General features: G+C 72.7%; 22 protein-coding genes. 7 read left to right on the top strand and 15 right to left on the bottom strand.

Features of this window, described 5'->3' with window-relative positions; all coding sequences use genetic code 11:
- Positions 1-317 precede the first annotated feature (317 nt).
- Positions 318-2,018: a chitinase gene (locus SGLAU_RS21280; protein WP_043503728.1), complete on the top strand. Its 1,701-nt coding sequence runs from the start codon at positions 318-320 to the stop codon at positions 2,016-2,018.
- A 200-nt stretch (positions 2,019-2,218) separates the two neighbouring features.
- Here the strand turns inward: SGLAU_RS21280 and SGLAU_RS21275 are convergent, their stop codons facing one another.
- From SGLAU_RS21275 to SGLAU_RS21245, 7 genes are all read right to left on the bottom strand, one after another.
- Positions 2,219-2,485 carry a hypothetical protein gene (locus SGLAU_RS21275; RefSeq protein ID WP_244315244.1) on the bottom strand — a complete coding sequence of 89 codons (267 nt, stop codon included), beginning with the start codon at positions 2,483-2,485 and terminating at the stop codon, positions 2,219-2,221.
- Positions 2,486-2,675: 190 nt separating this feature from the next.
- The gene (locus tag SGLAU_RS21270) at positions 2,676-3,941 is read right to left on the bottom strand and encodes a hypothetical protein (RefSeq protein ID WP_043503725.1); all 1,266 of its coding nucleotides are present in this window, start codon (positions 3,939-3,941) and stop codon (positions 2,676-2,678) included.
- A 64-nt stretch (positions 3,942-4,005) separates the two neighbouring features.
- On the bottom strand, positions 4,006-4,515 hold the full coding sequence (locus SGLAU_RS21265) for a SigE family RNA polymerase sigma factor (protein ID WP_043503724.1): 510 nt from the start codon (positions 4,513-4,515) through the stop codon (positions 4,006-4,008).
- A 107-nt stretch (positions 4,516-4,622) separates the two neighbouring features.
- Positions 4,623-5,942 (bottom strand): Nramp family divalent metal transporter, encoded by a 1,320-nt coding sequence (locus SGLAU_RS21260; RefSeq protein WP_043503723.1) that lies wholly within the window; start codon positions 5,940-5,942, stop codon positions 4,623-4,625.
- A 154-nt stretch (positions 5,943-6,096) separates the two neighbouring features.
- On the bottom strand, positions 6,097-6,519 hold the full coding sequence (locus SGLAU_RS21255; RefSeq protein ID WP_043503721.1) for an ATP-binding protein: 423 nt from the start codon (positions 6,517-6,519) through the stop codon (positions 6,097-6,099).
- A 157-nt stretch (positions 6,520-6,676) separates the two neighbouring features.
- Positions 6,677-7,600, bottom strand: a complete 924-nt coding sequence (locus SGLAU_RS21250) for an MEDS domain-containing protein (RefSeq protein WP_043503719.1) — start codon at positions 7,598-7,600, stop codon at positions 6,677-6,679.
- Positions 7,601-7,832: 232 nt separating this feature from the next.
- Complete coding sequence (locus tag SGLAU_RS21245; RefSeq protein WP_043503717.1) at positions 7,833-10,142, bottom strand: ATP-binding protein; 2,310 nt, start codon at positions 10,140-10,142, stop codon at positions 7,833-7,835.
- Positions 10,143-10,495: 353 nt separating this feature from the next.
- Between SGLAU_RS21245 and SGLAU_RS21240 the strand changes: the two genes are divergently transcribed.
- The gene (locus tag SGLAU_RS21240) at positions 10,496-11,881 is read left to right on the top strand and encodes a M14 family metallopeptidase (protein WP_043503714.1); all 1,386 of its coding nucleotides are present in this window, start codon (positions 10,496-10,498) and stop codon (positions 11,879-11,881) included.
- Between the two features lie 152 nt (positions 11,882-12,033).
- Here the strand turns inward: SGLAU_RS21240 and SGLAU_RS21235 are convergent, their stop codons facing one another.
- The 5 genes from SGLAU_RS21235 to SGLAU_RS21215 all read right to left on the bottom strand — a co-directional run bounded on the left by SGLAU_RS21235 (position 12,034) and on the right by SGLAU_RS21215 (position 16,401).
- On the bottom strand, positions 12,034-12,555 hold the full coding sequence (locus SGLAU_RS21235; protein ID WP_043503713.1) for a hypothetical protein: 522 nt from the start codon (positions 12,553-12,555) through the stop codon (positions 12,034-12,036).
- 63 nt (positions 12,556-12,618) lie between these two features.
- Entirely contained in the window at positions 12,619-14,061 is a 1,443-nt protein-coding gene (locus SGLAU_RS21230) for a GntP family permease (protein ID WP_043503712.1), read from the bottom strand.
- A 113-nt stretch (positions 14,062-14,174) separates the two neighbouring features.
- Positions 14,175-14,585: a RidA family protein gene (locus SGLAU_RS21225; RefSeq protein WP_043503710.1), complete on the bottom strand. Its 411-nt coding sequence runs from the start codon at positions 14,583-14,585 to the stop codon at positions 14,175-14,177.
- Positions 14,582-15,343, bottom strand: a complete 762-nt coding sequence (locus SGLAU_RS21220) for an IclR family transcriptional regulator (protein WP_043503708.1) — start codon at positions 15,341-15,343, stop codon at positions 14,582-14,584. The genes SGLAU_RS21225 and SGLAU_RS21220 overlap by 4 nt, the downstream gene beginning before the upstream one ends.
- A complete protein-coding gene (locus SGLAU_RS21215) occupies positions 15,340-16,401 on the bottom strand; it encodes a sugar kinase (RefSeq protein ID WP_043503707.1) in 1,062 nt (353 codons plus the stop codon). Before SGLAU_RS21215 ends, SGLAU_RS21220 begins: the two co-directional genes overlap by 4 nt.
- Positions 16,402-16,539: 138 nt before the next feature.
- Between SGLAU_RS21215 and SGLAU_RS21210 the strand changes: the two genes are divergently transcribed.
- Positions 16,540-17,811 carry an amino acid deaminase gene (locus SGLAU_RS21210; RefSeq protein WP_043503706.1) on the top strand — a complete coding sequence of 424 codons (1,272 nt, stop codon included), beginning with the start codon at positions 16,540-16,542 and terminating at the stop codon, positions 17,809-17,811.
- Between the two features lie 11 nt (positions 17,812-17,822).
- Positions 17,823-19,433: an N-acyl-D-amino-acid deacylase family protein gene (locus tag SGLAU_RS21205; RefSeq protein ID WP_043503704.1), complete on the top strand. Its 1,611-nt coding sequence runs from the start codon at positions 17,823-17,825 to the stop codon at positions 19,431-19,433.
- Positions 19,434-19,437: 4 nt separating this feature from the next.
- On the opposite strand, the gene SGLAU_RS21200 is transcribed toward SGLAU_RS21205, so the two are convergent.
- Both SGLAU_RS21200 and SGLAU_RS21195 read right to left on the bottom strand, forming a co-directional pair.
- Positions 19,438-20,277, bottom strand: coding sequence for a S1 family peptidase (locus SGLAU_RS21200; protein ID WP_043503702.1), 840 nt, complete (start codon positions 20,275-20,277; stop codon positions 19,438-19,440).
- Between the two features lie 166 nt (positions 20,278-20,443).
- Positions 20,444-21,157 carry a hypothetical protein gene (locus tag SGLAU_RS21195; RefSeq protein WP_043503701.1) on the bottom strand — a complete coding sequence of 238 codons (714 nt, stop codon included), beginning with the start codon at positions 21,155-21,157 and terminating at the stop codon, positions 20,444-20,446.
- Positions 21,158-21,282: 125 nt separating this feature from the next.
- On the opposite strand from SGLAU_RS21195, the gene SGLAU_RS21190 reads away from it, so the two are divergent.
- The gene (locus tag SGLAU_RS21190; protein WP_043503698.1) at positions 21,283-22,494 is read left to right on the top strand and encodes a pyridoxal phosphate-dependent aminotransferase; all 1,212 of its coding nucleotides are present in this window, start codon (positions 21,283-21,285) and stop codon (positions 22,492-22,494) included.
- Between the two features lie 90 nt (positions 22,495-22,584).
- Positions 22,585-22,998: a hypothetical protein gene (locus SGLAU_RS21185; RefSeq protein WP_043503697.1), complete on the top strand. Its 414-nt coding sequence runs from the start codon at positions 22,585-22,587 to the stop codon at positions 22,996-22,998.
- Between the two features lie 378 nt (positions 22,999-23,376).
- Here the strand turns inward: SGLAU_RS21185 and SGLAU_RS21180 are convergent, their stop codons facing one another.
- Positions 23,377-25,209: a phosphoenolpyruvate carboxykinase (GTP) gene (locus SGLAU_RS21180; RefSeq protein ID WP_043503695.1), complete on the bottom strand. Its 1,833-nt coding sequence runs from the start codon at positions 25,207-25,209 to the stop codon at positions 23,377-23,379.
- A 383-nt stretch (positions 25,210-25,592) separates the two neighbouring features.
- Here SGLAU_RS21180 and trhA point away from each other — a divergent pair, with 383 nt between their 5' ends.
- On the top strand, positions 25,593-26,321 hold the full coding sequence (trhA, locus tag SGLAU_RS21175) for a PAQR family membrane homeostasis protein TrhA (protein WP_043503692.1): 729 nt from the start codon (positions 25,593-25,595) through the stop codon (positions 26,319-26,321).
- Positions 26,322-26,382 lie beyond the last annotated feature (61 nt).

Here is a 26,382-nt window from a genome sequence, read left to right as displayed (position 1 = left end):
CTTCATTGCGTGACTACCTCAGCACTGTATCCACGGCCATGTGACCGGAGAACAGCGTTTGTCTAGCTCGCGGACAACTGCCAGCGCGCAAGTCCCGTCAAATCCGGGCACGGTGGACAGGCTGTCGCGCGAAGCCGCACCCATCGGGTGAACCGGGACCGGAGGTCCCCGTCGCCGCCCGTCCGAGCGGCCGTGCCGGCGTGCCCCTGCGGCCGTCTCGCGCCCGCCCCTTGACAACTCAATTGGTCTGGACCAACTTGGTGGCCAGCGGTGGCCACCGTCGTCCGGAACGACCCCACTCCCCACCGGAGGCCCCAGTGGACCCCGTACGCAGACGCAGCAGGCGCATACGCCTCTGGTCGGGCGCCGCGACCGCCGCCCTCGCCCTCTCCCTCACCACCGCCACCCAGGCGTCCGCCGCTGACGTCAACAACGTGCGGAACGCCGGCTTCGAGGCGGGCCTCGCCGACTGGACCTGTTCGGCGGGCAGCGGTACGGCCGTCTCCTCCCCCGTGCACGGCGGCACGGCCGCGCTGAAGGCCACCCCCGCCGGCCAGGACAACGCCCGCTGCACCCAGACGGTCGCCGTCCGGCCCGACTCCACGTACACGCTCAGCGCCTGGGTGCAGGGCGGCTACGCCTACCTCGGCGCGACCGGCACGGGCACCACCGACGTGTCGACGTGGACCCCCGGCAGCACCGGCTGGAAGCAGCTGACGACCACCTTCACCACCGGCGCGTCCACCACCTCGGTGACGGTCTACACCCACGGCTGGTACGGCCAGGCGGCCTACCACGTCGACGACGTGTCCGTCCTCGGCCCGGACGGCGGCGGAGGCGGCGGCCCGGCCCCGACGGTTCCCGGCGCCCCCGCCGGCCTGTCCGTCGCGGGCACCACCTCCTCCTCCGTCTCGCTCAGCTGGAACACGGTCTCGGGCGCGACCGGTTACACCGTCTACCGCAACGGCACGAAGGCGACCGCGGTGACCGGCACCTCGGCCACCGTGACCGGGCTCGCGGCCTCCACGGCGTACTCCTTCCAGGTCACCGCGACCAACGCGGCGGGTGAGTCCCCCAAGTCGGCGACCGTCACCGCGACGACCGCACCGGCCGGCGGGGGCGGCGGCGGCTCCCTGCCCAAGCACGCGGTGACCGGCTACTGGCAGAACTTCAACAACGGGGCGGCCGTCCAGCGGCTCTCCGACGTGCAGGCCCAGTACGACATCATCGCCGTAGCCTTCGCCGACGCGACGAGCACGCCGGGCGCGGTGACCTTCAACCTGGACTCGGCCGGACTCGGCGGGTACACCGTCGACCAGTTCAAGGCCGACATCAAGGCCAAGCAGGCGGCCGGCAAGAAGGTCATCATCTCGGTGGGCGGCGAACTCGGGCGGGTCGCGGTGAACGACGCCACGTCGGCCGCCAACTTCGCGAACTCGGTGCACTCCCTGATGCAGACGTACGGCTTCGACGGCGTCGACATCGACCTGGAGAACGGCCTCAACGCGACGTACATGACCCAGGCGCTGCGGTCCCTGTCCGCGAAGGCGGGCCCCTCCCTGATCATCACGATGGCCCCGCAGACCATCGACATGCAGTCGACGTCGAACTCCTACTTCCAGACGGCCCTGAACATCAAGGACATCCTCACCGTCGTCAACATGCAGTACTACAACAGCGGTTCCATGCTCGGCTGCGACGGCAAGGTCTACAGCCAGGGCTCGGTGGACTTCCTCACCGCCCTCGCCTGCATCCAGCTGGAGAACGGCCTCGCCCCGTCCCAGGTCGGCCTCGGCGTCCCGGCCTCCACCCGGGGAGCGGGCAGCGGCTACGTGGCCCCCTCGGTCGTCAACGCGGCACTGGACTGCCTCACCAAGGCCACCAACTGCGGCTCCTTCAAGCCCCCGCGGACCTACCCCGACCTGCGCGGCGCGATGACCTGGTCCACCAACTGGGACGCGACGGCCGGCAACGCCTGGTCGAACGCGGTGGGCCCGCACGTGCACGCCCTGCCGTAGTCCGGGGGGCGGAGTCCGCGATCTGATCGACGTCGTGCGGCGAGCGCGAGCAGGACACGCCTCGCCGCACGACGTCTTCGAGGCGTTCGTGGAGGCGCGGGTGTCCGCGGATCACATCCTCGGCCGGTGCCCGCGCTTCGGCGAGGAGGAGTACGGGGAGTGGCACGGCCGACACCCGCCGCGCCCTTCGAGGACGACCGTCAGCCCATCGGCCGGTAGTACCCCAGCACCGCGTGCAACCGGGGCAGCCACTCCCCCAGCCGCGTGCGGGGCTTCGCTTCCACGACGCACTCGTAGAAGCGGCCGTCCAGGTGGATGACGCCCATCATGAGGTGCTTGCCCGAGGGGCTCGGCTGGTAGTGGACGCTGCGGATCTCCGGCCAGGGGAACTCGGCGGTCACGTCGTTGATCTCGAAGGACACGCCCTCCGCGTCGACGACTATGGAGCAGCGGCGGTCGACGGCCATGAAGTCGGGTCCGGTGGGCGGCGGGTGGGGCGCGTACTGAGGAGGGGGCGGGCCGAAGCCCGGTGGGGGCGCCGGCCGGTGACCGTAGGGCGGTGGTGGTGTGGTCATCGTCGGTGGGCCCCCGGGAAGGTGTGGAGAGCCACGAGGATAGTCGGCCGGCGCGGGCCGGGCGGTCCGCCCCCTCACGGATTCAGAGCAGCGTGAGCCACTGCTCGCTGAGGGCGATCTCGCGGAGCTGGCCGATCGTCAGCGCTGGGGTCTCGCGGGTCGCGGGGGTGTGCTGGGCGCCGGAGTTGAAGGCGCTGATCACGACGCGGCGGCCGTCGGGGCGCAGGGTGTCGACGGTCCACATGACGACCCCTTCGCCGCCCTTCTCGCCGGGGCCCTGCCGGACCGCGACCTTCGTGCCGTCGGGCAGGGTCTCCGCCTCGGGCCCGAAGAGCTGGTCGGCGACGTCCGACATGTCGGGCTGGACGTTGATCTGGACGAGGGTGGCGCCCCGGCCGTCGTCGACGACCACGTATCCGTACTCGGTCTCCTGACCGCCCTCCGAGACCACCTTCAGCCCCTTCGGCATCAGCTTCCGGAGGGTCTTCACGACGGTGGTGCCGTCCGCGCCGGGGGGCAGGTCGGTGCCCGACGTGGGCTTGCCCTTCGGGTCCACTGGGATGGCGTCGGCCGCGCCGCGCCATGCGGGGGCCGTGGCGATCTTCCCGAGTTCCGCCGGGGTCAGCGGCGGTTCGGGGCGGGTGACCGGGGCGTCCTTCTCGGCCGCCGCGTTCCACTCGCTGACGCTGATGTGCCGGCCCTCGGGGGTGACGAGTTCCGCCTGCCAGCGCTTGGTGTCCACGCGCCGGTCCGGATACTCGTACCCCTGGAAGATCATCAGGAAGGAGCCGTCCGCCAGCCGGGTGGTGCGGCAGGCGTCGTGCGGGAACACCGCCTTGTCGGGGCAGGTGGTCATCTCGCGGGCGCTCTGGCTGTCCGGCTCGACGCGGCCGAGGCCGACCGCGACGGCGCCGGCGCCCTGGCCGTCGTCGTAGACCACGTTCGCGTACGGCGTCCCGGTGCTCGTGCCCTGTGCGGTCGCCCCGGTCACCTTGCCGGCCGGGAGCAGCGACCTGAGCGTGGCGATCATCTCCTCGCCGGTGAGGGGGGTGGGCGCCGCGGTGGCGCTCGCGACGGCGGCCGTGCCGGTGCGGCCGGCGGACCGGGTGCGCTCCTCGTCCGTGCCCTGCCCGGCCCCCGGCAGGACCAGGGTGGCGCCCACGCCGACCAGGGCGAGGCTCGCCGCGCCGCCGAACACCGCGGCCCGGCGCCGCACGCGCATGCGGCGGCCGCGGGTGTGGCCCGCGGCGACGAGTGCGGGGCGGTCGGTGTCGAAGGTGTCCCCGGTCTGGCGCAGGGCGGCTCCGAGCCGGTCCTCGAAGGGGTCCTGGGTGGGTTCCACGGGCATGGCGAACCGCCGTTTCGGTAGGTCGGGACGTGAGGTGTGGTGGGGGCGCGTCAGGGCGGGCGGGTCAGGCCGCCGCGTACTCGGCCAGGTCCTCGCCGAGCAGTTCCCGCAGCCGGGCGAGGGCCCGTACGCAGCGGGTGCGTACGGCGGCCGAGCTGACGTGCAGGGCGTCGGCCGTCTCCTGGATGCTGCGGTCCTCCCAGTAGCGCAGGACGACGACCGCCCGGTCCTTGGCGGGCAGCCGGGCCAGCGCCTCCAGCAGGGTCAGGCGCAGGGAGGCGTCACCGGCGGCGGTGTCCGCCCGCTCGGGGAGGACGTCGGTGGCCCGCTCGGTGCTGCTGCGCCGCCGCTTCTGGGCGAGGAAGGTGCGGGTGAGCACGGTCTGGGCGTACGCGGCCGGGTTGCCGGCCCGGCTGACGCGCTGCCAGCTGACGTACAGCCGGCCCAGGGTCTCCTGGACCAGGTCCTCGGCGTGGTGGGTGTCACCCGCGGTGAGCAGGCACGCGGACCGGTACAGGTGCCCGGCGCGTGCCGCCGCGAACTCCGCGTACTCGTCCGCCCGGCCCCGTCGCATCCACGCCCCCGCTCTCCCGCACCAACGCCGTCACCTCATCGATGCGGTGGGGGCCGGGAAATGTTTCATGCCGCGTGGAGCTCTCTCTCCCGCCGCTGCCGCGGAGCCTAGAAGAACTCCGACCACGGCTGGTCCCAGATCTGCTTGACGCACAGGACGAGGAAGAGCAGGCCCGCGAGGGCCAGCATGGCGTTGCTCAGCCGGCCGTTGCGCCATTCGCGGGGGGTGCGGGAGGAGTTGAGGAGCCACAGCAGGGTGCCGGCGAGGAAGGGGAGGAAGGCCGCGCCCAGGACGCCGTAGAGGATGATCAGGCGGAAGGGCTGGCCCTGGAAGAGCAGGACGATCGGGGGGAAGGTCAGCCACAGCAGGTACGCGCGGAAGGGCCAGGACCGTTCGCGGGTGCCGGCGGCGATCCGCTCGCCCTTCGCCTGGTCGCCGCTGCGGAAGCGGGCCACGAAGTCGGCGAACATCAGGCTCACGCCGTGCCAGACGCCGATCAGGGAGGTGAAGGAGGTGGCGAAGAAGCCGATGAGGAAGAACTTCGCGGTGGCCGTGCCGTACTCGGCCTCCAGGATGTCGGTCAGCTGGATGAGGCCCTTGTCACCGCCGGCGATGGCCACGTTCGCGGAGTGCAGGAGTTCCGCGCCGACGAAGAGCATGGCCACGACGAAGATGCCGGTGGTGGCGTAGGCGACCCGGTTGTCCAGGCGCATGACCTTCATCCAGCCGGTGTCGGTCCAGCCCTTGGCGTTGACCCAGTAGCCGTACGCCGCGAGGGTGATGGTGCCGCCGACGCCGCCGATCAGGCCGAGGGTGTTGAGGATGGAGTCCTTCTCGTCGGGGAGGACCGGGAGCAGGCCCGCGAAGGCCTCGCCGAGGTTCGGGGTGACCCGGATCGCCAGGTACACCGTCACCACGAACATGACGCCGACGAGGACCGTCATGACCTTCTCGAACACCGCGTACTTGTTGAACCAGACGAAGGCGAGGCCCACCAGCCCGCAGGCCACGCCCCACCACTCGAGGTCCATGACGCCGGGGAACAGCGCCTGGAGCGGCAGCGCGCTCGACGACATCGCCGCCGCGCCGTAGACGAAGCCCCACACGACCAGGTAGACGGCGAAGAAGGAGGTCGTCCAGCGGCCGAGGCTCGCCCAGCCGTCGAAGAGGGTGCGGCCGGTGGACAGGTGCCAGCGGCCCGCCGCCTCGGCGAGGGAGATCTTCACCAGGCAGCCGGCGACGGCGGCCCACAGGAGGGTGTAGCCGAAGCTGCTGCCCGCGATGAGGGTGGCCACCAGGTCACCGGCGCCGACCCCGGTGGCGGCGACGACGATCCCGGGACCGATGTACTTCCAGCTCGCCTTGCGGGGTGTGGAGTCCGGCCCGCCGGCCCGTGCCGCCGCTGTGTCTTCCGTCGTGTCCGCCATGAACGTCAAGAAAGCCGATGGTCAGCGTCGCGGCAAGAGGGCGTGCGGGATCTCCACCGTTTGCGCCCAGCCGGTCGAACGGGTGCGGACGGGCCCCGGCGGCCGGGTGTGCCGCCGGGCCCCGGACCGCTCCCGTGCCAGGGCCGGACCGGCCCTACGGCTGTCGCCGGCCGCAGCCGTCGCACGCGCACGTGCCGAGTTCGAACCACACCGTCTTGCCCTGCCCGTCCTGGTGGCAGCCCCAGCGCCGGGCGAGTGCGTCGACCAGGTACATCCCGCGGCCGTTCTCCGAGGTGCCCGCCTGGAGCACCTGCGGCACCCGGCGCCCCGCGTCCGCGACCTCGCAGCGCAGCACGCCGTGGGCGGCGGTCAGGGTGAGCCGGAAGCGGCTCGCGGAGTGCACCAGGGCGTTGGTGGCGAGCTCGCTGACGAGGAGCTGCGCGGTGGCCACCAGGTCGTCCAGGCCGTCGTGCTCCGCCAGCCCCCATCCCTCAAGCTGCCTGCGGACCTCCGCGCGGGCCTCGCCGACCGCGGAGGGGCGGGGGTCGTACTCGGTGCTCGCGTGCCCCGCGCCCATCGGGGGCTGGGGGTACGCGCCGTACTCGGGGTGGGGGTCCGGGAGGAGGCCCCCGGAAAGTCTCGGCATGACTCCAGCCTGTCCCGGGGGCGGGAACGGCACACGGGGAGGACTACCCGATTCCATACCTGCGTGACGGCACGGGCCCCGCCTCGGGCTACGCGTACTGCAGGCGGACGCGGGCCCCCGCGGCATCGTCGCGGACGTCGACGTACGCGCACACCTGCCGCGCGAACCACAGGCCCTGCCCGGGTGCGGGTGCGGTGGCGGCGGGTGGCGGCACGAAGCCGGCGAGCGGGTCGGCGACGCGGCGGGCGGTACGCAGTTCGCAGACGCAGGAGGGCGCCTCGCCCCACAGCAGGACATCGGTGACGGGGTCCACGGCGGCCTCCGCCACCGCCGTGGCGAACAGCTCCGCCTCCGCGGGGGCCAGCCCCCGGGCGAGCGCCCAGCCGCGGACGGCGCCGGGTTCGGGTGCGGGCAGCCGGTGCGCGTCCCGCGGGGGCGGCGGCAGCGGTACGGCGTCCAGTTCGGCGGCGACCAGGAGCGGGTCGGCGTACGCCCCGGTGCCGGGGTGGGCGCGGCGGGCCGCGGCGATCACGGCCGGGCCCGCGGTGCGGGTGTCGTAGACGCACAGGGCGGTGGTGGCGTACGGGGCGAAGAGGAGGTTCGCGAGGGCCTCGTAGCGGATCCACTCGGCGGACTCGCGGGCGGAGCGGCCGGCCCGGCCGCTCCAGTCGGGCTCCATCAAGAGGTGGACGGCGCCGCGCGGCCCGGCGTGCGCGGCGAGGTGACCGGCGGCCCGGGCGATGGCGTTGGCGGCTGAGCCGGTGTACCAGTCGGTGTGCGCGATGGTGACCACCCGCCGTGCGGCGTCCCCGGTGAGGGCGGCGCGCAGCAGCTCCAGTTTGGCGGGGGCGGCGATGGCCACGGGCGGGGGTTCCTCGGGCGCGGCGAGACCTTCGGCGAGGAACGGCACGGCGGTCGCCAGGAACTCCTCGTCGGACCCGTGCACGGCCATGCGGTGGTCGAAGGAACCGGGCAGGCCGGGCGGGGTGGTGCCGTGTTCGGTGGTGGTCATGGGTCTCCTGTCGGGGTGAGCGGGTCGTGCCCGGAGCGGGCCTGTTCGGTGCGGGCGGGTTCGCAGCCGTCCTGTTTCCCAGCCGGCTGCCCGGAGCCGGCTGCTCGAGGCCAGGGCCCTCCGCGCGGTCGTCGTCGGGAGCGGGCCCCGCCGGGGCGGGCGCCGCACCCGCGCCGCGCCGGCACGGACACCGCACCGCACCGCACCGCACCGCACCGCACGCTGCCCGGTGTCAGCGTTGGGCCGTCACCCAGGCGGCGATCTGGCTGCGGTTGCTGAAGCCGAGTTTGCTGAGGATGCGTTCGACATGTCCTTCGGCGGTGCGGCGGGCGATCACCAGGCGGTCGGCGATCTGCTGGTTGGCGAGTCCTTCGGCGACGAGCTGGGCGACCTGGGTCTCGCGCCGGGTGAGGGGGGCGCCCCGGGGGCGTTCCGGCTCGGGCGGCCGGTGTTCCTCCAGGGCGTAGCCGGCCAGGCCGGGGAGGGTGAGGGCGGCGCCGTGGGCGTAGGCGCGGTCGAAGGCAGGGGCGCCGAGGGCCGCGCGGGCCCTGGTCTCGGTGCCGTCGCGGGCGGTGCCGAGGGCGGCGGAGCCCCAGCGGTCGCGGTCGACGCCGGCCCAGACCCGGTCGGCGCCGCCGAGGAGCACGACGGCGCGTTCGGGTGCGTCGTGGTGGCCGGCGATCTGGGCGAGGAGGTCGAGGGTGAGGCCGATGCCGACGATGTCGTGGACGGCGAGCTTGCGGCGCAGCGCCTCGCGGGCGTGGCGCTCGGCCCGCGGCCAGTCCCGTTTCACGGTGTGGGCGAGGGCCAGCATGCGCAGCACGTACGACAGCACCCATTCCTCGCCGTGCGCCTCGCACAGCCGCCGGGTCTCCTCGCAGACGGCGATGGCCTGGTCGGCCCGGCCGAGGAGGGAGAGGGCGCAGGCGAGTTCGACCCGGTCGAGGCCGACGAGGCTGAGGTGCTGGCCGGGGACGCGGCCGCGGGCGACGCCGGCCCGGAAGTGGTCGAGGGCGGCGGTCAGGTCGTCGCTGAACAGGCGGATGACGCCGACGGCGTACTCGGCGTGGGCGGCCTCGGCCTCGTCGCCGAGCCGCCGGGCGAGGGCGGCGGCCTCCTGGGCGCGCCGGCGGCCGCGGGTGAGGTCTTCGGGGCAGCCGGCGAGGAGGGCGGAGACCCACAGGGCGCGGGCGCGTTCGGGGGTGGGTTCGGGGTGGGCGTCGAGGGCGCGGTCGAGCCAGTGGCGGCCTTCGCGGGGGGCGCCGCAGGCGTGCCAGTAGAACCAGAGGGTGCCGGCCAGGCGGAGGCCGGCGAGTGTTTCGCCGGGGGCGGTGAGGCTGTAGTCGAGGGCGGCGCGCAGGTTGTCCTGGTCGGCGCGGAGCCGGGCGACGGTCTCGCGCTGGCCGGGGCCGAACCAGGCGCGTTCGCAGGCGGCGGCGCGCTGCTGCATCCAGTCGCGCTGGCGGCGGCGTGCGGCGTCCTCCTCGCCGGGGAGTTCGCGGAGTCGTTCCAGACCGTAGTGGCGCAGGGTGTCGAGGAGGCGGTAGCGGACGCCGTCGGGTCCGGGTTCCCGGCCGAGCACGCTCTTGTCGACGAGTCCGGCGACGGCCGCGAGGACGTCGTGGGGCCGGACCTGCTCGCCGTCGGCGCAGACGGCTTCGGCGGTCTCCAGGTCGAAGCTGCCGGCGAGGACGCAGGCGCGGGCCCACACCAGTCGCTCGTGCGGTGTGCAGAGGTCGTGGCTCCAGTCGACGGCGGCGCGCAGGGTCCGGTGGCGGGGCGGGACGGCGGGGCTGCCGGCGGAGAGCAGGCGGTAGCGGTCGTCGACGCGGGCGAGGAGCTGTTCGACGCTGAGGACGCGCATCCGTACGGCGGCGAGTTCGATGGCGAGGGGCAGTCCGTCGAGGCGCCGGCAGAGGCGGGCGACGGCGGCCCGGTTGGCTGGGGTGAGGCGGAAGCCGGGGTCGACGGCGGCTGCGCGGTCGGCGAAGAGGGTGAGCGCGGGGCCGGCGTCGGCGGCGGAGAGGTCGCCGTCGGGGTCGGGGACGGGCAGCGGGCGTACGTCCATGAGGTGTTCCTCGGTGAGGCCGAGGCGGTGCCGGCTGGTGGCGAGGACGCGTACGCCGGTGGTGCCGCGCAGCAGGGCGGCGGCGAGGTCGGCGGCGGCGGGCAGCAGGTGTTCGCAGTTGTCGACGACGAGCAGCAGGCGCCGGTCGCGTACCTGTGCCACGAGGGCGTCGAGCGGGGGCTGGGCGGAGTGGTCGTGCAGGCCGAGGGCGTCGGCGGCGGCGAGCGGGACGAGGGCGGGGTCGTGGAGCCCGGACAGGGGGAGGAAGCGCACGCCTTCGGGGAAGGCGCGGGCGACGCGGGCCGCGATGCGTGCGGCGAGGCGCGTCTTGCCGACGCCGCCGGGTCCGGTCAGGGTGACCAGCCGGGCGCGGGCCAGCAGTTCGCGGCCTTCGGCCAGTTCGTTCCGCCGGTCGACGAAGCTGGTCGTCTCGACCGGCAGGTGACAGTCCGGTCGTGGCGCTGATCCGCCCATGATCAGCCTGTCCTCCGGGTGTGAGCGGGGAGTTCGGTGGTCCCGTGGCTCCCGGTGCAGCAGACCTTCACTCTCCCCCGGCTGCCACATATATGCACCTGCCGCTCACCCCCCTGGGTGCACTTCTCCGATGCGGGCTCCGGTGGTGGCCGCCGCGCGTACACTGCGCGGCCGTTTTCCGCCTGGTTCAGGCCATCCACCCCGGATGTGCTATTGACCTGCTCATGCCATCGGCTCAACCATGAGCGCCACACCCGCACCAGCACGTCGTGCGTCGCACCGGAGAACCACCCCCACCGCTCCACTCCCCACGTCCGGAGACCCCGGAACCCCTGGAGAACCGAGGAGACTTCATGCGACTTCGCATCCGCGGCCGAGGCACCCCCTCCCGCCGGGACACCGGGGGCCGAGGCCCCCGCGGCGGCAGACGCACCGCCGCGCTCGGCGCCCTGCTGGCCCTCGCCCTCGCGGCCCCGGTCTCGGCGACGGCCACCGACGCCACCGCCGACAGCGCGGCGGAACCCGCCGCCTCGGCGGACGACATCCGCCAGTACGAGGTCCACCTGCACTCGACGGCGAAGGACCGCACCGCCCTCCAGCGCGCCGGTGTCTCCGTGGACGAGGTCCACGGGCACGGCGTGGTCGTCTCCGGCCGCGCGGACCAGATCCGCAAGCTGCGCGCCCTCGGTTACGACGTCACCGCGCTGAACGCCGTCCCCAACCGGTCGGGCCCGGCGGACGGCGTCCGGCTCTACGACTTCCCGTCGGCCGACTCGCGTTACCACAACTACGCGGAGATGACGGCCGAGATCAACTCGATCGTCGCGGCCAACCCGTCCATCGCGAGCCAGCGCACGATCGGCACCTCGTACCAGGGCCGCAACATCGTCGCGATCAAGATCAGTGACAACGTCTCCGCGGACGAGTCCGAGCCGGAGGTGCTGTTCACCCATCACCAGCACGCCCGCGAGCACCTGACCGTCGAGATGGCGCTCTACCTGCTGCGCGAGCTGACCTCCGACTACGGCACCGACTCCCGGGTCACCAACGTGGTGAACAACCGCGAGATCTGGATCGTCCCGGACCTCAACCCGGACGGCGGCGAGTACGACATCGCGTCCGGCTCCTACCGCTCCTGGCGCAAGAACCGGCAGCCCAACTCGGGTTCGTCGTACGTCGGCACGGACCTCAACCGGAACTGGAACTACCGCTGGGGCTGCTGCGGCGGCTCCTCCGGGTCGACGTCCTCCGAGACCTACCGGGGCTCGGCGCCGGAGTCCGCGAAGGAGGTCAAGGTCGTCTCCGACTTCGTGCGCAGCCGCGTGGTCGGCGGCAGGCAGCAGATCACGGCGGGCATCGACTTCCACACCTACAGCGAGCTGGTGCTGTGGCCGTTCGGCTACACCTACTCCGACACCACCACCGGCATGACCGCCGACGACCGCAACGCGTTCGCGGCCGTCGGGCAGAAGATGGCCGCCAGCAACGGCTACACCCCGGAGCAGTCCAGCGACCTGTACATCACCGACGGGTCGATCGACGACTACCTCTGGGGCGTGCACAAGATCTTCGGGTACACCTTCGAGATGTACCCGAGGTCCAGTTCGGGAGGCGGGTTCTACCCGCCCGACGAGGTGATCGAGCGGGAGACCTCGCGCAACCGGGACGCGGTCCTGCAACTGCTGGAGAACGCGGACTGCATGTACCGGTCGATCGGCAAGGAGGCCCAGTACTGCTAGGGCCTTTCGTTCGGATCAGCCCGGCTTGAGGTCCGGAGCCTCTCGACCGACCCGAGCGGGGTCCGGTGCGTGCAGCTGCACGGCGACCGACGACAACGCCGCGGATGCGCGTGCCAGGCCCCGCGACGCCGGGGTGATCCGAACGACAGGCCCTACGGAGTGTCCTCGCCGGTGCCGTCCTCGAAGTAGGCGTCCAGCACCGCGTCGAGCTGTGACTCCCACTCCTTGAAGCGCGCCCTGGCCGGCGCCTCGATCTCGATCGGGTACCAGCGCCGGTCAGGGGTGTGCACCGTGACGGTGAACCGCCTGCCGAAGCGGGCCGTCTCGGTCTCCACGGCGCCGATCTCGTCCCAGCGGAACTCGCAGGCCTCCTCGTCGAGGCTGAGGCGGACGCCGCGCGCGTCGGCGACGATCCGGGCCCGCCGGTCGGCGGCCTCGAAGACGGGTCCGTCGGCGGGCGGTTCCTCCGCCTCGGGCGCCGCCTTGTGTGCGCTCTCCTCGGCCGCGGCCGCCTCCTCCCCGGCCACGGCCGTCTCCGGTGCCGGCCCGGGCGCCGGCGCCGGAGCCGGCTCCTGCGGCTCGTCGGGGCGCGGGCCCGTGATGCCGGGGACGAACGCCGGGTCGGCCGCGGCGCCTTGCAGGGGCTGAATGCTGGGTCCTATGCGCTGCTCCACGCGGGAAGTATGGACGACGGACCTGTGCGGGCAACAGCCAGCCTCTTCCGGCACCCCGTTGCCCTAGACGAACACACTGACCCCCGCCGCCACCGCGAACCCGGCCAGTGACAGCACCGACTCCAGCACGGTCCAGGTCTTCAGGGTGTCCCGCTCGCTGATCCCGAAGTACTTGGCGACGATCCAGAAGCCGCCGTCGTTGACGTGCGAGGCGAAGATGGAGCCCGCGGAGATGGCCATGATGACGAGGGCGACGAAGGCCTGCGAGTGGTCGCCCTCGGCGAGCAGCGGGGCGACGATGCCGGCCGTGGTCACGATGGCGACGGTGGCGGAGCCCTGGGCGACGCGCAGCACCAGGGAGATCAGGTAGGAGAGCGCGAGCACCGGCAGGCCCACGTCGTCGAAGGTGTCCGCCAGGGCCTGGGCGACCCCGCCGGCCTTGAGGACGGCGCCGAAGACGCCGCCCGCGCCGACCACCAGCAGGATGTTGCCGACCGGCTTCAGCGAGGAAGTCGACACCGCCTCCAGGGACTTGCGCGACCACCCGCGGCGGACGCCGAGGACGTAGTAGGCCAGGAGCAGGGCGAGGGTGAGGGCCACGAACGGGTGGCCGAAGAACTCGATGACCGAGCGCGCGGTGGAGGGGCCCAGCGCGATCGAGGAGAACGTGGCGGCGAGGATCAGGGCCAGCGGCGTGCCGATGACGGCGAGGACGGTGCCGAGGGCGACGGGCTGTTCGCTCGGGGCGCGCCGTTCGTCCAGTACGGCGCGCTTGGCCTCCTCCGCGGCCTCCACCATGTCCTGCGGGACCGGCACGAAGACGCGGCGGCCGATCCACGCGGCGTACGCCCAGGCGGCCAGCACCGCCGGGACGCCGCAGACGGCGCCCATGAGGATGACCCAGCCGAGGTCCACGTGGAGCAGGCCCGCGGCGGCGACGGGGCCGGGGTGCGGGGGCAGGAAGGCGTGCGTCATGGACAGGCCCGCGAGCAGCGGCAGGCAGTAGAGCAGGATCGACTTGCCGCCGCGCTTGGCGGCCGCGTAGACGATCGGCGCGAGGACGAAGATGCCGACGTCGAAGAAGACCGGGATGCCGAAGACGAGGCCGGTCAGGCCCATGGCGAGCGGGGCGCGCCGCTCGCCGAAGAGGTTCAGCAGCCGGGAGGCGAGCACCTGGGCGCCGCCGCTGACTTCGAGGATCGCGCCGAGCATGGTACCCAGGCCGATGATGATGGCGACGTGGCCGAGGATGCCGCCCATGCCGGTCTCGATGGTGGAGACGGCGTCCGAACGCTGGACGGTGCCGAAAAGTTCGGTGACGGACAGGCCCGCCATGAGACCGACGGCTATGGAGACGGCGAGCAGGGCGACGAACGGCTGGAGCCGCACCCTGATGATGAGGAACAGCAGCAGGGCGATGCCGAGGGCGGCGACGGTGAGCAGTCCGGCGGTGCCGTCGACGAGCAGCAGGAGGCCGCCGGTGTGCGGTGGGGACGAAGGGGACATCGGGGGGTCCTCTGGATAAGTGCATACGGCTTTCGGGCAGGGGGGATCGCGGCATGGCGTCCGGGAGCGCGCGGACACCATGCCGGTCGTGTGCGGCGGGCGGTGAGGGGAGGTCAGCCGAGGACGGCGAGGGCGTCGATCTCGATGAGGAGTCCGGCGGGCAGGCCGACGTAGACGGTCGTGCGGGCGGCCGGGGGCTGGGTGAGGCCCTGCTCCTCGAAGTAGGCGTTGTAGATGTCGTTCATCTCGGCGAAGTGGCCGACGTCCGTGAGGTAGACGCGGATCATCATCACGTCGTCCCAGCTCGCGCCGCCCTCCTCCAGGATCGCCTTGACGTTGGCGAGGGTCTGGAGGGTCTGTTCGCGCAGGGTGGGGCCGGCGGGCGTCGGGGGCTTGCCGTCCTCGGCGGGCAGGAAGCCGACCTGGCCGGCGACCTGGAGGATGTTGCCCTTCTTCACGCCGTGCGAGAACTTCGCGGGCGGGGTGGTGTGGGTGCGGGGGGTGAGCGCGGTCTTCTCGGTCATGCGGTGCCCTTCGTGGTGGTTCTGCCGGAGTACTCGCCGCTGATGTCCTCCGCGGTGCGGCGGACCAGCGGGAGCAGGGTGAGGAGTTCGTCGGCGGTGACGACGACGTTCGGCGCGGAGACCGACATCGCGGCGACGACCCGGCCGTCGGCGCCGCGGACGGGTGCGGCGACGCAGTTGATGGACTCCTCGTGGCCGCCGAGGTCGGTGGCCCAGCCCTGTTCGCGCACCTTGGCGAGTTCCTTGAGGAAGGACTCGGCGTCGGGTGTCGAACGGGACGTGTACAGGGGGTAGTCGAGCTTGCCGGCGACGGCCCGCCGCTCGGGCTCGGGCAGGTCGGCGAGGAGCAGTTTGGCGACCGCGGCGACGGTGATGGCGACCGGCTTGCCGATCCGGGAGTACATGCGGACCGGGTAGCGGCTCTCCACCTTGTCGATGTAGAGGACCTCGTCGTCCTCGTAGACGGCGAGGTGGACGGTGTGCCCGCACTGTTCGTTGAGGCGGACCAGGTGGGGGTGGGCGATCTCCCGGATGTCCAGGTTCTCCATGGCCTCCTGGGCGAGGGCGAAGAGCCGGGCGCCGAGGCGGTAGCGCTGGTCGGACTGGCGGTAGACGAAGCCGTGTTCGTTCAGCGTGCGCAGCAGCCGCAGGGCGGTGGACTTGTGCACGCCGAGGCGGTCGGCGACCTGTCCGAGGTCGGCGGGTCCCTCGGCGAGCAGCGGCAGGATGCTCAGCGCGCGGTCGACGGTCTGGCTCATGGCGTACGTACCTCCTCGTCGGCCCCTTCCGTGGCGGCTGTCCAGCCGGGGCCGAGTCGAAGTGTCCCCCACGCGGTGTCGTCGAGGGCGGCGAGCCGGTCGGCGTGGCCGCGGGCGGGTGGTGCGGCGAGGTCGCCGGGGACGGTGAGGGCGGCGGCGGCCCACAGGTGGCCGTGGCGCAGCCGTTGCCGCGGGGGCAGGCCGCGCAGGGCGGCGGAGAGGAATCCGGCGGCGAAGGCGTCCCCGGCGCCGGTCGTCGCGACGACGTCGACGGTGAGGGCGGGGACGAAGGTGCCGGGCGACGGCCGGCGGTGCCCTTCGAACAGGGTGGCTCCCCGGGCACCGTCCTTCACGACGAGCAGGCCGGGTGCGGGCAGCAGTTCCCGGACGGCTTCGGGGCCGCCCGTCACGCCCCACGTCTGTTCGGCCTCGTCCGCGCCGACGAAGACGATGTCCGCGGCCCGGGCCAGTTCCAGCAGCACCGCGCCGGCGCCGTCACCGTCGCGCCACAGCCGGGAGCGGTGGTTGACGTCGAAGGAGATCAGCGGGCGGCCGGGGCGGGGCGCGGTCAGTTCGCGCAGCAGGCCCAGGCAGCCGGCGGACAGCGCCGCCGTGATGCCGGACAGGTGCAGGACGCGGCCGGCGCGGGCGGCCGGCAGGTCGACGGTGGCCGGGCTCATCGCGGAGGCCGCCGATCCGGCACGGTAGTACGCCACCTCGTGCGCGTCGGTGGCGCGGTCGCCCGCGGTGCGGAAGTAGACGCCGGTGGGGCGGGCGGGGTCGCGCCGTACGGCCGTGACGTCGACACCGTACGCCCCGATGGCGCGCACCAGGTGGTCGCCGAACCCGTCGTCCCCCACCCGGCTCACCCACCGCGTGGAGTGTCCCGCGGCGGCGAGCATGCAGGCGACGTTGGACTCGGCGCCGCCGATGGAGCGGTCGAAGGAGGGAACATCGGCGAGACGGCCCGCACGGGTGGGCAGAAAGGTGACCATGGACTCGCCGAGCGCGACGACGTCCACGGCGCCGGGGGTGGTGCACGGTCCGGTGGCGGTCACGATCGTCGTTGCTCCTCGGCGTCGTACGGGTGTCGGCGGCTTTCGTTGACCCCGCGTTGGCCGAGATGTTAGACAGCGGTAAGCGACATACGCAACGGGCGTTGCATTGGATGCAACGCACCTGATCAGGGAGGCTCCATGAGCAACGAAGCGCTCGCCCGGCTCGCCGAGGAACGCGTCGACCACCGCTTCCGGGGCCTTCCGCCGGACGCCGACGGCCTCACCGTCGGCGAGCTGGCCGCCCAGCGCCGCAACCTCTTCACCGGCGGCTTCACCACCCCCGTCCTCACGCTGTCCGCCGAGCGCCTGGAGCACAACCTGCGGCTGATGGCGGAGTACACCGCCCGCCACGGACTGGTCTTCGCGCCGCACGGCAAGACGTCGATGGCCCCCCAGCTGTTCGCCCGCCAGATAGCGCACGGCGCCGTCGGCATCACCCTCGCGGTACCGCACCAGATGCGGGTGGCGCGCGCGTTCGGAGTGGAGCGGATCTTCCTCGCCAACGAGCTGGTCGACCCGGTGGCGCTGCGCTGGATCGCCGCCGAGCTGGCCGCCGACGACGACTTCAAGTTCATCTGCTACGTCGACTCGGTGCGCGGCGTGGAGCTGATGGAGGCGGCCCTGGCGGACGTCCCGGTCCCCCGCCGCCTGGACGTGGTCGTGGAGCTGGCCGCCGGGGAAGGCGCCCGTACCGGGGTGCGCACCGAGGCGGAGGCGGCGCGGGTCGCGGACGCGGTGCTCGGCACCCGGGCGCTGCGGCTGGCCGGGGTCGCCGGTTACGAGGGCGAGGTGCCGCGGGCGACGCCGGAGCGGGTGCGGGCCTGGCTGGACCGGCTGGTGTCGCTGGCCGTGGAGTTCGACAAGGCGGGCCGGTTCGCCGGGCTGCACGAGATCGTGGTCAGCGCGGGCGGCAGTGCCTGGTTCGACGCGGTGGCGGAGGTGTTCGAGCGGATCCCGGACCTGTCGGCGCCGGTCCTGAAGCTGCTGCGCTCCGGTGCGTACGTGTCGCACGACGACGGCCACTACCGGGAGCTGACCCCGTTCACCCGGATCCCGCAGGAGGGCGCGCTGGAGCCGGCGTTCCGCCTCTGGACGCAGGTCGTCTCCCGGCCCGGCGCCGGGCAGGCCTTCGTCAACGCGGGCAAGCGGGACGCCGCGTACGACCTGCACCTGCCGTACGCGCAGGTGGTGCGCCGGGACGGGGCGGAGCGCCCGGCCACGGGCATCGAGGTCACCGCCCTGTCCGACCAGCACGCCTGGCTGCGCACCTCCCCGGAGGCCGATCTGGAGGTGGGCGACTGGCTCGGTCTCGGGCTGTCCCACCCGTGCACCGTGTTCGACAAGTGGCAGCTCATCCCGGTGGCCGAGGCGGACGGCACGGTCGTCGACTACATCCGCACGTTCTTCTAGGGGGTACGGCGGTGGAAGATCTCGTCATCCGGGACGCGGACGTCGTCGACGGCACCGGCGCCCCCTCCTACCGCGCCGACGTGGTCGTGGACGGCGGCCGGATCGTGTCGATCGTCAAGGAGGCCGCCGCGGCGGGCTGCCAGCGCCCGTCCGCCGTGCGCGAGCTGGACGCCGAGGGCCTGGTCCTCTCCCCCGGATTCATCGACATGCACGCGCACAGCGACCTCGCCCTGCTGCGCGACCCCGACCACAGCGCCAAGGCGGCGCAGGGCGTCACGCTGGAGGTGATCGGCCAGGACGGCCTGTCCTACGCGCCGGTCGACGACCGTACGCTCGCCGAGGTCCGCCGGGCGATCACCGGCTGGAACGGCTCCGGCGACGACATCGACTTCGACTGGCGGTCGGTCGGCGAGTACCTGGACCGGCTGGACCGGGGCATCACGGTCAACGCCGCCTACCTGGTCCCGCAGGGCACGGTCCGCGCCCTCGCCGTCGGCTGGGAGGACCGGGAGGCCACCCCGGCGGAGCTGGACCGGATGCGGCAGCTCGTCGCCGAGGGGCTGGAGCAGGGCGCGGTCGGCATGTCGTCGGGGCTCACGTACACGCCCGGCATGTACGCGAAGGACACCGAGCTGACCGAGCTGTGCCGGGTGGTGGCGTCGTACGGCGGCTACTGGTGCCCTCACCACCGCTCCTACGGGGCGGGGGCGCTGGAGGCGTACGCGGAGATGGTGGCGCTCGCCCGGGAGGCGGGCTGCGCGCTGCACCTGGCGCACGCCACCATGAACTTCGGCGTGAACAAGGGGCGCGCGCCGGAGCTGCTGGCCCTGCTGGACGAGGCGCTGGCCGGCGGCGCCGACATCAGCCTCGACACCTACCCGTACACCCCCGGCTGCACCACGCTCGCCGCGCTGCTGCCGAGCTGGGCCGGCGAGGGCGGTCCCGAGGCGCTCCTGGGGCGGCTGGCGGACCCGGGGACGGCGGAGCGGATCCGGCACCACCTGGAGGTGACCGGCGCGGACGGCTGCCACGGGGTGCCGGTGGAGTGGGACACCGTCGAGATCTCCGGTGTCACCCGTCCGGCGCTCGCCGGATACGTGGGCCGCACGGTCGGGGAGTCGGCGCGGGCGCGCGGCGAGGAGCCGTGGACGGTCGCGCACCGGCTGCTGGTGGAGGACCGCCTCGGCCCCACCATCCTCCAGCACGTCGGCCACGAGGAGAACGTCCGGGCGATCATGCGCCACCGGGTGCACACCGGCGGCTCCGACGGCATCCTCCAGGGCGCGAAACCCCACCCGCGGGCCTACGGCACCTTCCCGCACTATCTCGGCCACTACGTCCGCGAGCTGGGCGTGCTGTCGCTGGAGGAGTGCGTCGCGCACCTCACCGGCCGCCCGGCGGCCCGGCTGCGCCTGCCCGACCGGGGCGTGGTGCGGGAGGGCTACCGGGCCGACCTGGTGCTGTTCGACCCGGCCACCGTGGCGGCCGGGTCGACGTACGACCGTCCGCGCACCCTGCCGGCCGGCATCCCCTACGTGCTGGTGGACGGCCGGTTCGTGATCGACGACGGGCGGCGGACGGGCGTCCTGGCGGGCCGCTCGGTGCGCAGGACGCCCGTCTGACCGGTCACGGCTTGGGCAGGGTGCAGCCGCTCGCGTACAGGTCGAGCTTGCTGTCGAGGCCGAAGCAGGCGGCGAACTGGTAGGTCTGCTGGGCGTAGTTGATGCCCTGGCGGACGGTGACGTTGCCGTTCGCGTCGACCTCGCACGGGTTGTTGACCGTGCAGCGCTCGCCGCTCTCGTTGCCGGTGTTGTTCACGGCGACGACCCGGCCGGTGGCCTGGTCGACCACCGGGGAGCCGGAGGTGCCGCCGATGGTGTTGCAGGCGGAGGTGTAGCGGACGGAGTCCTTCCAGGTCCAGTCGCCCTCGCGCATCCGGTAGACGAAGCCGTCTATGGAGCAGTTGTAGATGCGCTTCCAGTACCCGGAGACGACACTGATCGCGGTCCCGGCGACCGGGTGGGTGTCGCTGAGGGTGAGCGCGTTGATGCCGTAGGCGCTGCGGATCTGCCCGTAGGTGCGGGTGAGCTGGTAGACCGCCGCGTCGGTGTCGGTCATGGTCGCGTACGCGATCTTGCTCGCGCGCAGGGTCGCCACCCGGGTGCCGGCGGAGTTCAGCAGGCCGAAGGAGCGGGTGGAGGCCCGGTCGACGATCACCTCGCCGGGCTCCGGGAAGCCGGACTCCAGACAGTGGCCGTTGGTCAGCACCAGCGCCGGGTCGTCGTCGGCGGAGTCCGGCATGCGGATGACCGAGCCGGAGCAGTTGCTGAGCGCCACGGTCCCGGCGAAGTTCACCGCCTTGACGGCGGGCGCCGCCTCGGTGTCCGGCGTGGCCGCGACGGCGGGTGCCGCGCCCGCCCCGGTGATCACCAGGGCCGCGAGCGTGGCGAGGAGAGGCTTCTTCATGTGGGGATCCCCTCTGGTACGACGGGGGCGACCGGAGGTCGTCCGGCCGCCCGCTGTCTTGTCATGCGCATTGTTAATGCGGAGGCGTGAGGGGACAAGGAGGCGTTTCAGGCCCCCCGTGGCGGGATTTCGCGTACGCCGCCGCCACTTGGGCCGTCTGCTGCCGCTACTTGGGCCGTTTGGTGCCGCCCTGACCGTGCCCCGGGTTGCCGTTGGCGTTGCCCGGACCGTCACCGGAGCCGTCGGCGGGGAAGGAGAGGGCCGGGGCCGGTGACGACGCGGCCGGGGACGTGGACGGGTTCACGGGTGCCGTGGCCGCGGGAGTCTCCGCACCGTCCCCGGCATCCTCCGGCGCCGTGGCGCGGGGGGACGGGCCGGAGGAGACGTCCGCGGCGGCGCCGGTCGTCGCCCCGGCGGGCTCGGCGGCCGGGCCCCCGCCGGCACCGCCGCCCGCACCGCCCGCTTCCGTGTCCGCGCCCGCCGCCGACGGCGCCGCCGAGCCCGAGGACGCCGCCGCGCCGGGGCCGGCCGCCGACGGGCTCGGCCGGCTCCGCTCGCCCTGCGCCCCGCCGCCGGTCGACGCGGTGAGGGAGAACCCGGCGATCAGCGCCACCGCGGACGCCGCACCCACCGCACCGGCGGCCACCAGCGCCCGCCGCTGCCGCCAGGGGCCGGGCCTGCGCCGGGAACCCCGGGCACGCCGCGCTCCGGGGGCGGTCACCGGCGGCAGCTCACGCGTCTCGTCGTAGACGTTCTGCCAGCCGTGCGCCACCGCCGGATCGGCGTACTCCTCGTAGGACGGGATCTGCTCCGGTCGCGGCTGCGGCTGGTACACCATCGGCGGACGCTCGTGGTCACCCGTTCTGTGGGGCTCGGACATGGCCGCGCATTGTAGGGACTGGAGTGACTCCAGGGACAGCGTCACCCCAAATCACCGCAAACCACATGTCTCACGTGTCGGAAAACACGACCCACGACACGACACCCGGCCGTAAGCTCCCAGGCATGCAGGTGATCCAGTCGACCAAGCTCGCCAACGTCTGTTACGAGATCCGGGGCCCGGTGCTCGAGGAGGCGATGCGGCTGGAGGCGGCCGGCCACCGCATCCTCAAGCTGAACACCGGCAACCCGGCCGCCTTCGGCTTCGAGTGCCCCCCGGAGATCCTGGAGGACATCCTCCGCAACGTCTCCACGGCCCACGGCTACGGCGACGCCAAGGGCCTGCTGGCCGCCCGCCGGGCCGTCGTCATGCACAACCAGACCCTCGGCATAGAGACGGACGTCGAGCACGTCTTCATCGGCAACGGCGTCTCCGAGCTGATCGTCATGGCGATGCAGGGGCTGCTCGACGACGGCGACGAGGTGCTCGTCCCGGCGCCGGACTACCCGCTGTGGACCGCCGCCGTCTCGCTGTCCGGCGGCACGGCCGTGCACTACCGCTGCGACGAGCAGTCCGACTGGATGCCGGACCTCGCCGACGTCGAGCGCAAGGTCACCGACCGCACCAAGGCGATCGTCATCATCAACCCGAACAACCCCACGGGCGCCGTCTACGACGAGGCCGTGGTGCGCGGGCTGACCGACATCGCCCGCCGCCACAACCTGCTGGTCTGCTCCGACGAGATCTACGACAAGATCCTCTACGACGGCGCCGAGCACACCCCGACCGCCGCCGTCGCCCCCGACCTGCTCACGCTCACCTTCAACGGCATGTCCAAGGCGTACCGGGTGGCCGGCTACCGGGTGGGCTGGATGTCGATCTCCGGGCCGCGCGCCCACGCCGACTCCTACATCGAGGGCCTGACGATCCTGGCGAACATGCGGCTGTGCGCCAACATGCCGGGCCAGCACGGGGTGGTCGCCGCGCTCAGCGGGCGCCAGACGATCAACGACCTGGTGCTGCCGGGCGGGCGGCTCAAGGAGCAGATGGACGTCGCGTACGAGATGCTGACGCAGATCCCCGGCGTGAGCTGTGTCCGCCCCAAGGGCGCGCTCTACCTCTTCCCGCGCCTCGACCCGCAGGTCTTCAAGATCAAGGACGACCGGCGGATGGTGCTGGACCTGCTCCGGCAGGAGAAGATCATGGTCGTCCAGGGCACGGGCTTCAACTGGCCGGAGCCGGACCACTTCCGGGTGGTGACGCTGCCGACGGCGGGCGACCTGCGGGACGCGATCGGCCGGATCGGGAACTTCCTGGACGGCTACAGCCAGCCGTAGGAGGCGCGAGGCCCCGGTTTCGGGATGACGCTCAACTTTAGAACGGATCCAATGTAGGATGTCTTCTGTCAGCGCACAGGAGGCCGTCCCATGTACGAACCGATCCGCACCAAGTCGGTCCACACGGTGGCCGGCGCCTCGGACTTCCCCCACCGGTCCCGTGAGGAGGAGCTGGACATCCAGCTCGCGGGCCATCTCGCGGCGCTGCTCGCCGTCACCGACGAGCTGCGCGCCCTGGCCCCGTCCGACGACCTCGACGCCGCCGCCGCACGGCTCGCGGACCAGGTCGCCCGGCTGCGCGGAGGGCAGGCGCCGGTCCGCTCCGTGGTGAGCCGGGTCTCCGAGCCGCACCTCGCCGCGCTGCACGAGCGGGCCCACACGCTGGCCGGCCGGGCGCTCGTGGTCGCGGCCTCCCGTGCGGACACCGCTGCCGCGATCCTCGCCGCCGAGCGGATGGACGCCCACGCGGAGGCCCTCGGGCCGCGTGAGGTCGCGGCCGGCTGAGCCCCGCTCGTCGAGCAGGGCCCCTTGACGGCCCCGGTCCGCGTGCACCCGCAGCGACGCGCGGACCGGGTTGCCATGACACCGCGTCCGGCCCTGGGCGCTTCCCGCCCGGGCGCGCGGACGCGTCACGGCTGCGGGCGAGGTGCGGTCGCCCGCGCCCTCCCGCGCCGCCCCTCGGACGGCCGCGCTGCCTTTCCTCGCCGCGCTCGACGGCGGACACCGCCCGCTCACGGGTGACCCGCGGGCACGGACAACGGAGCCCCGCACGCCCTTGTGCGGGGCTCCGGTGCCGTGACGAGGTCACCGCGGCCGGCCGTGACGATGTAGCTGGTCAGGGCACAGTCGGTTCCAGCCGGCCGCGGGGTCTTGGGGGCGGGCTCAGCCCAGGCGCTCCACAAGGGCGCGGTACTCGTCCCACAGTTCCTCGGGCGTGTGGTCGCCGAAGGTGTTCAGGTGCTCGGGGACCAGGGCGGCCTCCTCGCGCCACACCTCCTTGTCGACCGTCAGCAGGAACTCCAGGTCGGAGTCGGCCAGGTCCAGGCCGTCGGTGTCGAGCGCGTCCTTCGTCGGCAGGATGCCGATCGGGGTCTCCACGCCCTCGGCCTTGCCGTCCAGGCGCTCCACGATCCACTTCAGGACGCGGGAGTTCTCGCCGAAGCCGGGCCAGACGAACCGGCCCTCGTCGTCCTTGCGGAACCAGTTGACGTAGTAGATCTTCGGCAGCTTGGACTGGTCCTTGTCCTTGGCCACGTCGATCCAGTGGGCCATGTAGTCGCCCATGTTGTAGCCGCAGAACGGCAGCATGGCGAACGGGTCGCGGCGCAGCTCGCCGACCTTGCCCTCGGCGGCGGCGGTCTTCTCGGAGGCCACGTTGGCGCCGAGGAAGACGCCGTGGTTCCAGTCGAAGGATTCCGTGACCAGCGGGACGGCGGTGGCGCGGCGACCGCCGAAGAGGATCGCGGAGATCGGCACGCCCTTGGGGTCCTCCCACTCGGGCGCGATGATCGGGCACTGCGAGGCGGGCACGGTGAAGCGGGCGTTGGGGTGGGCGGCCGGGGTGCCGGACTCCGGCGTCCAGTCGTTGCCCTTCCAGTCGGTGAGGTGGGCGGGCGTCTCCTCCGTCATGCCCTCCCACCACACGTCGTTGTCGTCGGTGAGGGCGACGTTGGTGAAGACCGAGTTGCCCCACAGGGTCTTCATCGCGTTGGCGTTGGTGTGCTCGCCGGTGCCGGGCGCGACGCCGAAGAAGCCGGCCTCGGGGTTGATGGCGTACAGGCGGCCGTCCTCGCCGAAGCGCATCCAGGCGATGTCGTCACCGATGGTCTCGACCGTCCAGCCGGAGATCGTGGGCTCCAGCATGGCCAGGTTGGTCTTGCCGCACGCGGACGGGAAGGCGGCGGCCACGTACTTCGGCTCGCCCTGCGGCGGGGTGAGCTTGAGGATCAGCATGTGCTCGGCGAGCCAGCCCTCGTCGCGGGCCATGACGGAGGCGATGCGCAGGGCGTAGCACTTCTTGCCGAGCAGGGCGTTGCCGCCGTAGCCGGAGCCGTAGGACCAGATCTCGCGGGTCTCCGGGAAGTGGGAGATGTACTTGGTCTGGTTGCAGGGCCAGGGGACGTCCTCCTGGCCGGGCTCCAGCGGGGCGCCCAGGGTGTGGACGGCCCGGACGAAGAAGCCGTCGTCGCCCAGCTCGTCGAGGACGGCCTGGCCCATGCGGGTCATGGTGCGCATGGCGACGGCGACGTACGCGGAGTCGGTGATCTCGACGCCGATCGCGGACAGCGGCGAGCCGAGCGGGCCCATGCAGAAGGGCACGACGTACATGGTGCGGCCGCGCATGGAGCCGCGGAAGAGGCCGCCCTCGCCGCCGGAGCCCTGGAAGATCTCCCGCATCTCGGCGGGGGCCTTCCAGTGGTTGGTGGGGCCGGCGTCCTCCTCCTTCTCGGAGCAGATGAAGGTCCGGTCCTCGACGCGGGCGACGTCGGTGGGGTCGGAGGCGGCGTAGTAGGAGTTCGGGCGCTTGACGGGGTCGAGCTTGCGGAAGGTGCCCTTCCGGACGAGCTCTTCGCACAGTCGCTCGTACTCGGCCTCGGATCCGTCGCACCAGACCACGTTGTCCGGCTGGGTCAGTTCAGCGATCTCGTCGACCCACGAGATCAGTTCCTGATGGTTGGTCGGGCTGACGGTGGGAGCCGCGTTGTCGCGCGCCACGATCGCTCCTAAGAGAGGGTTTTTGTCCTGTCTGCCCCGTGGGGGCCGCGACCCGGATGCTTCGTAGCCGCTCATCCGGTGCCGACCGCACTCATTTGATCATCCGAGGTGGCTGCGCATTTGTCCAGAGGGCCGCACACCTGAGCGCCGTGAGGAACGCCACGTTCAGCGGATTTCACCGTGATTTTTTGCGTACACCTTGGGTTCGGCTGACTTTTTCTTTGAGATACCCGCGATGCCGGTGCGGCCGTCGGGCCCGAGCCGTCGGCGGGAGCACGAGGCGGCTGCGCCGGTGACCGTCGGGCCCGGCACACGGGTGATCACGGGCGGTGGCCAGGACTCCCTGATCCGCGACTTACGAGGCCGTAGGTACGATTCCCCGCATGACTGCGTCCGCCTCCGATGCGCACACGCACACGCCGGCCGCCGACCGTGGTTCCGTGGCGCGCCATCTGCCGCACCCGTCCCTTCCGGACTCCGTCAAGCCGAAGCTGCGCGGCTGGCTGCACCTCGGCATGTTCCCCGCCGCGCTGATCGCGGGCCTGGTGCTGACCGCACTCGCCGATTCGCCGCGCGGCCGCATCGCGTGCGGCGTCTACGCGCTGACCGCGTGCCTGCTCTTCGGCGTGAGCGCGCTGTACCACCGGGGCAACTGGAGCCCCCGGATGGACGGCGTGCTGCGTCGCCTGGACCACGCCAACATCTTCCTGATCATCGCGGGCACCTACACCCCGCTCACGCTGCTGCTCCTGCCGGGCTCCAAGGGCCGGTGGCTGCTGTGGGGCATCTGGGCCGCGGCCCTGGCCGGCATCGCCTTCCGGGTCTTCTGGGTCGGCGCCCCGCGCTGGCTCTACACGCCCTGCTACATCGCGATGGGCTGGGCGGCCGTCTTCTTCCTGCCCGACTTCATGCGCGCGGGCGGCGTCGCCGTCCTCATCCTGGTGGTCGTCGGCGGACTCCTCTACAGCCTGGGCGGCATCGTCTACGGCATCAAGCGCCCGAACCCGTCACCGCGCTGGTTCGGCTTCCACGAGGTCTTCCACGCCCTCACGCTGGCGGCGTTCATCGCCCACTACATCGGCATCTCCCTGGTGGCGTACCAGCACGCGTAGGACACCTCTCCTTCCGGGCCACGGCTTGCGAGCCGTGGCCCGTTCTTCATGCCCGCGAACC

Source organism: Streptomyces glaucescens (genome assembly GCF_000761215.1).
Lineage (GTDB): Bacteria > Actinomycetota > Actinomycetes > Streptomycetales > Streptomycetaceae > Streptomyces > Streptomyces glaucescens_B.
Note: the sequence above shows the minus strand (reverse complement) of the source record. Positions and strands in the feature narration are given on the sequence as shown.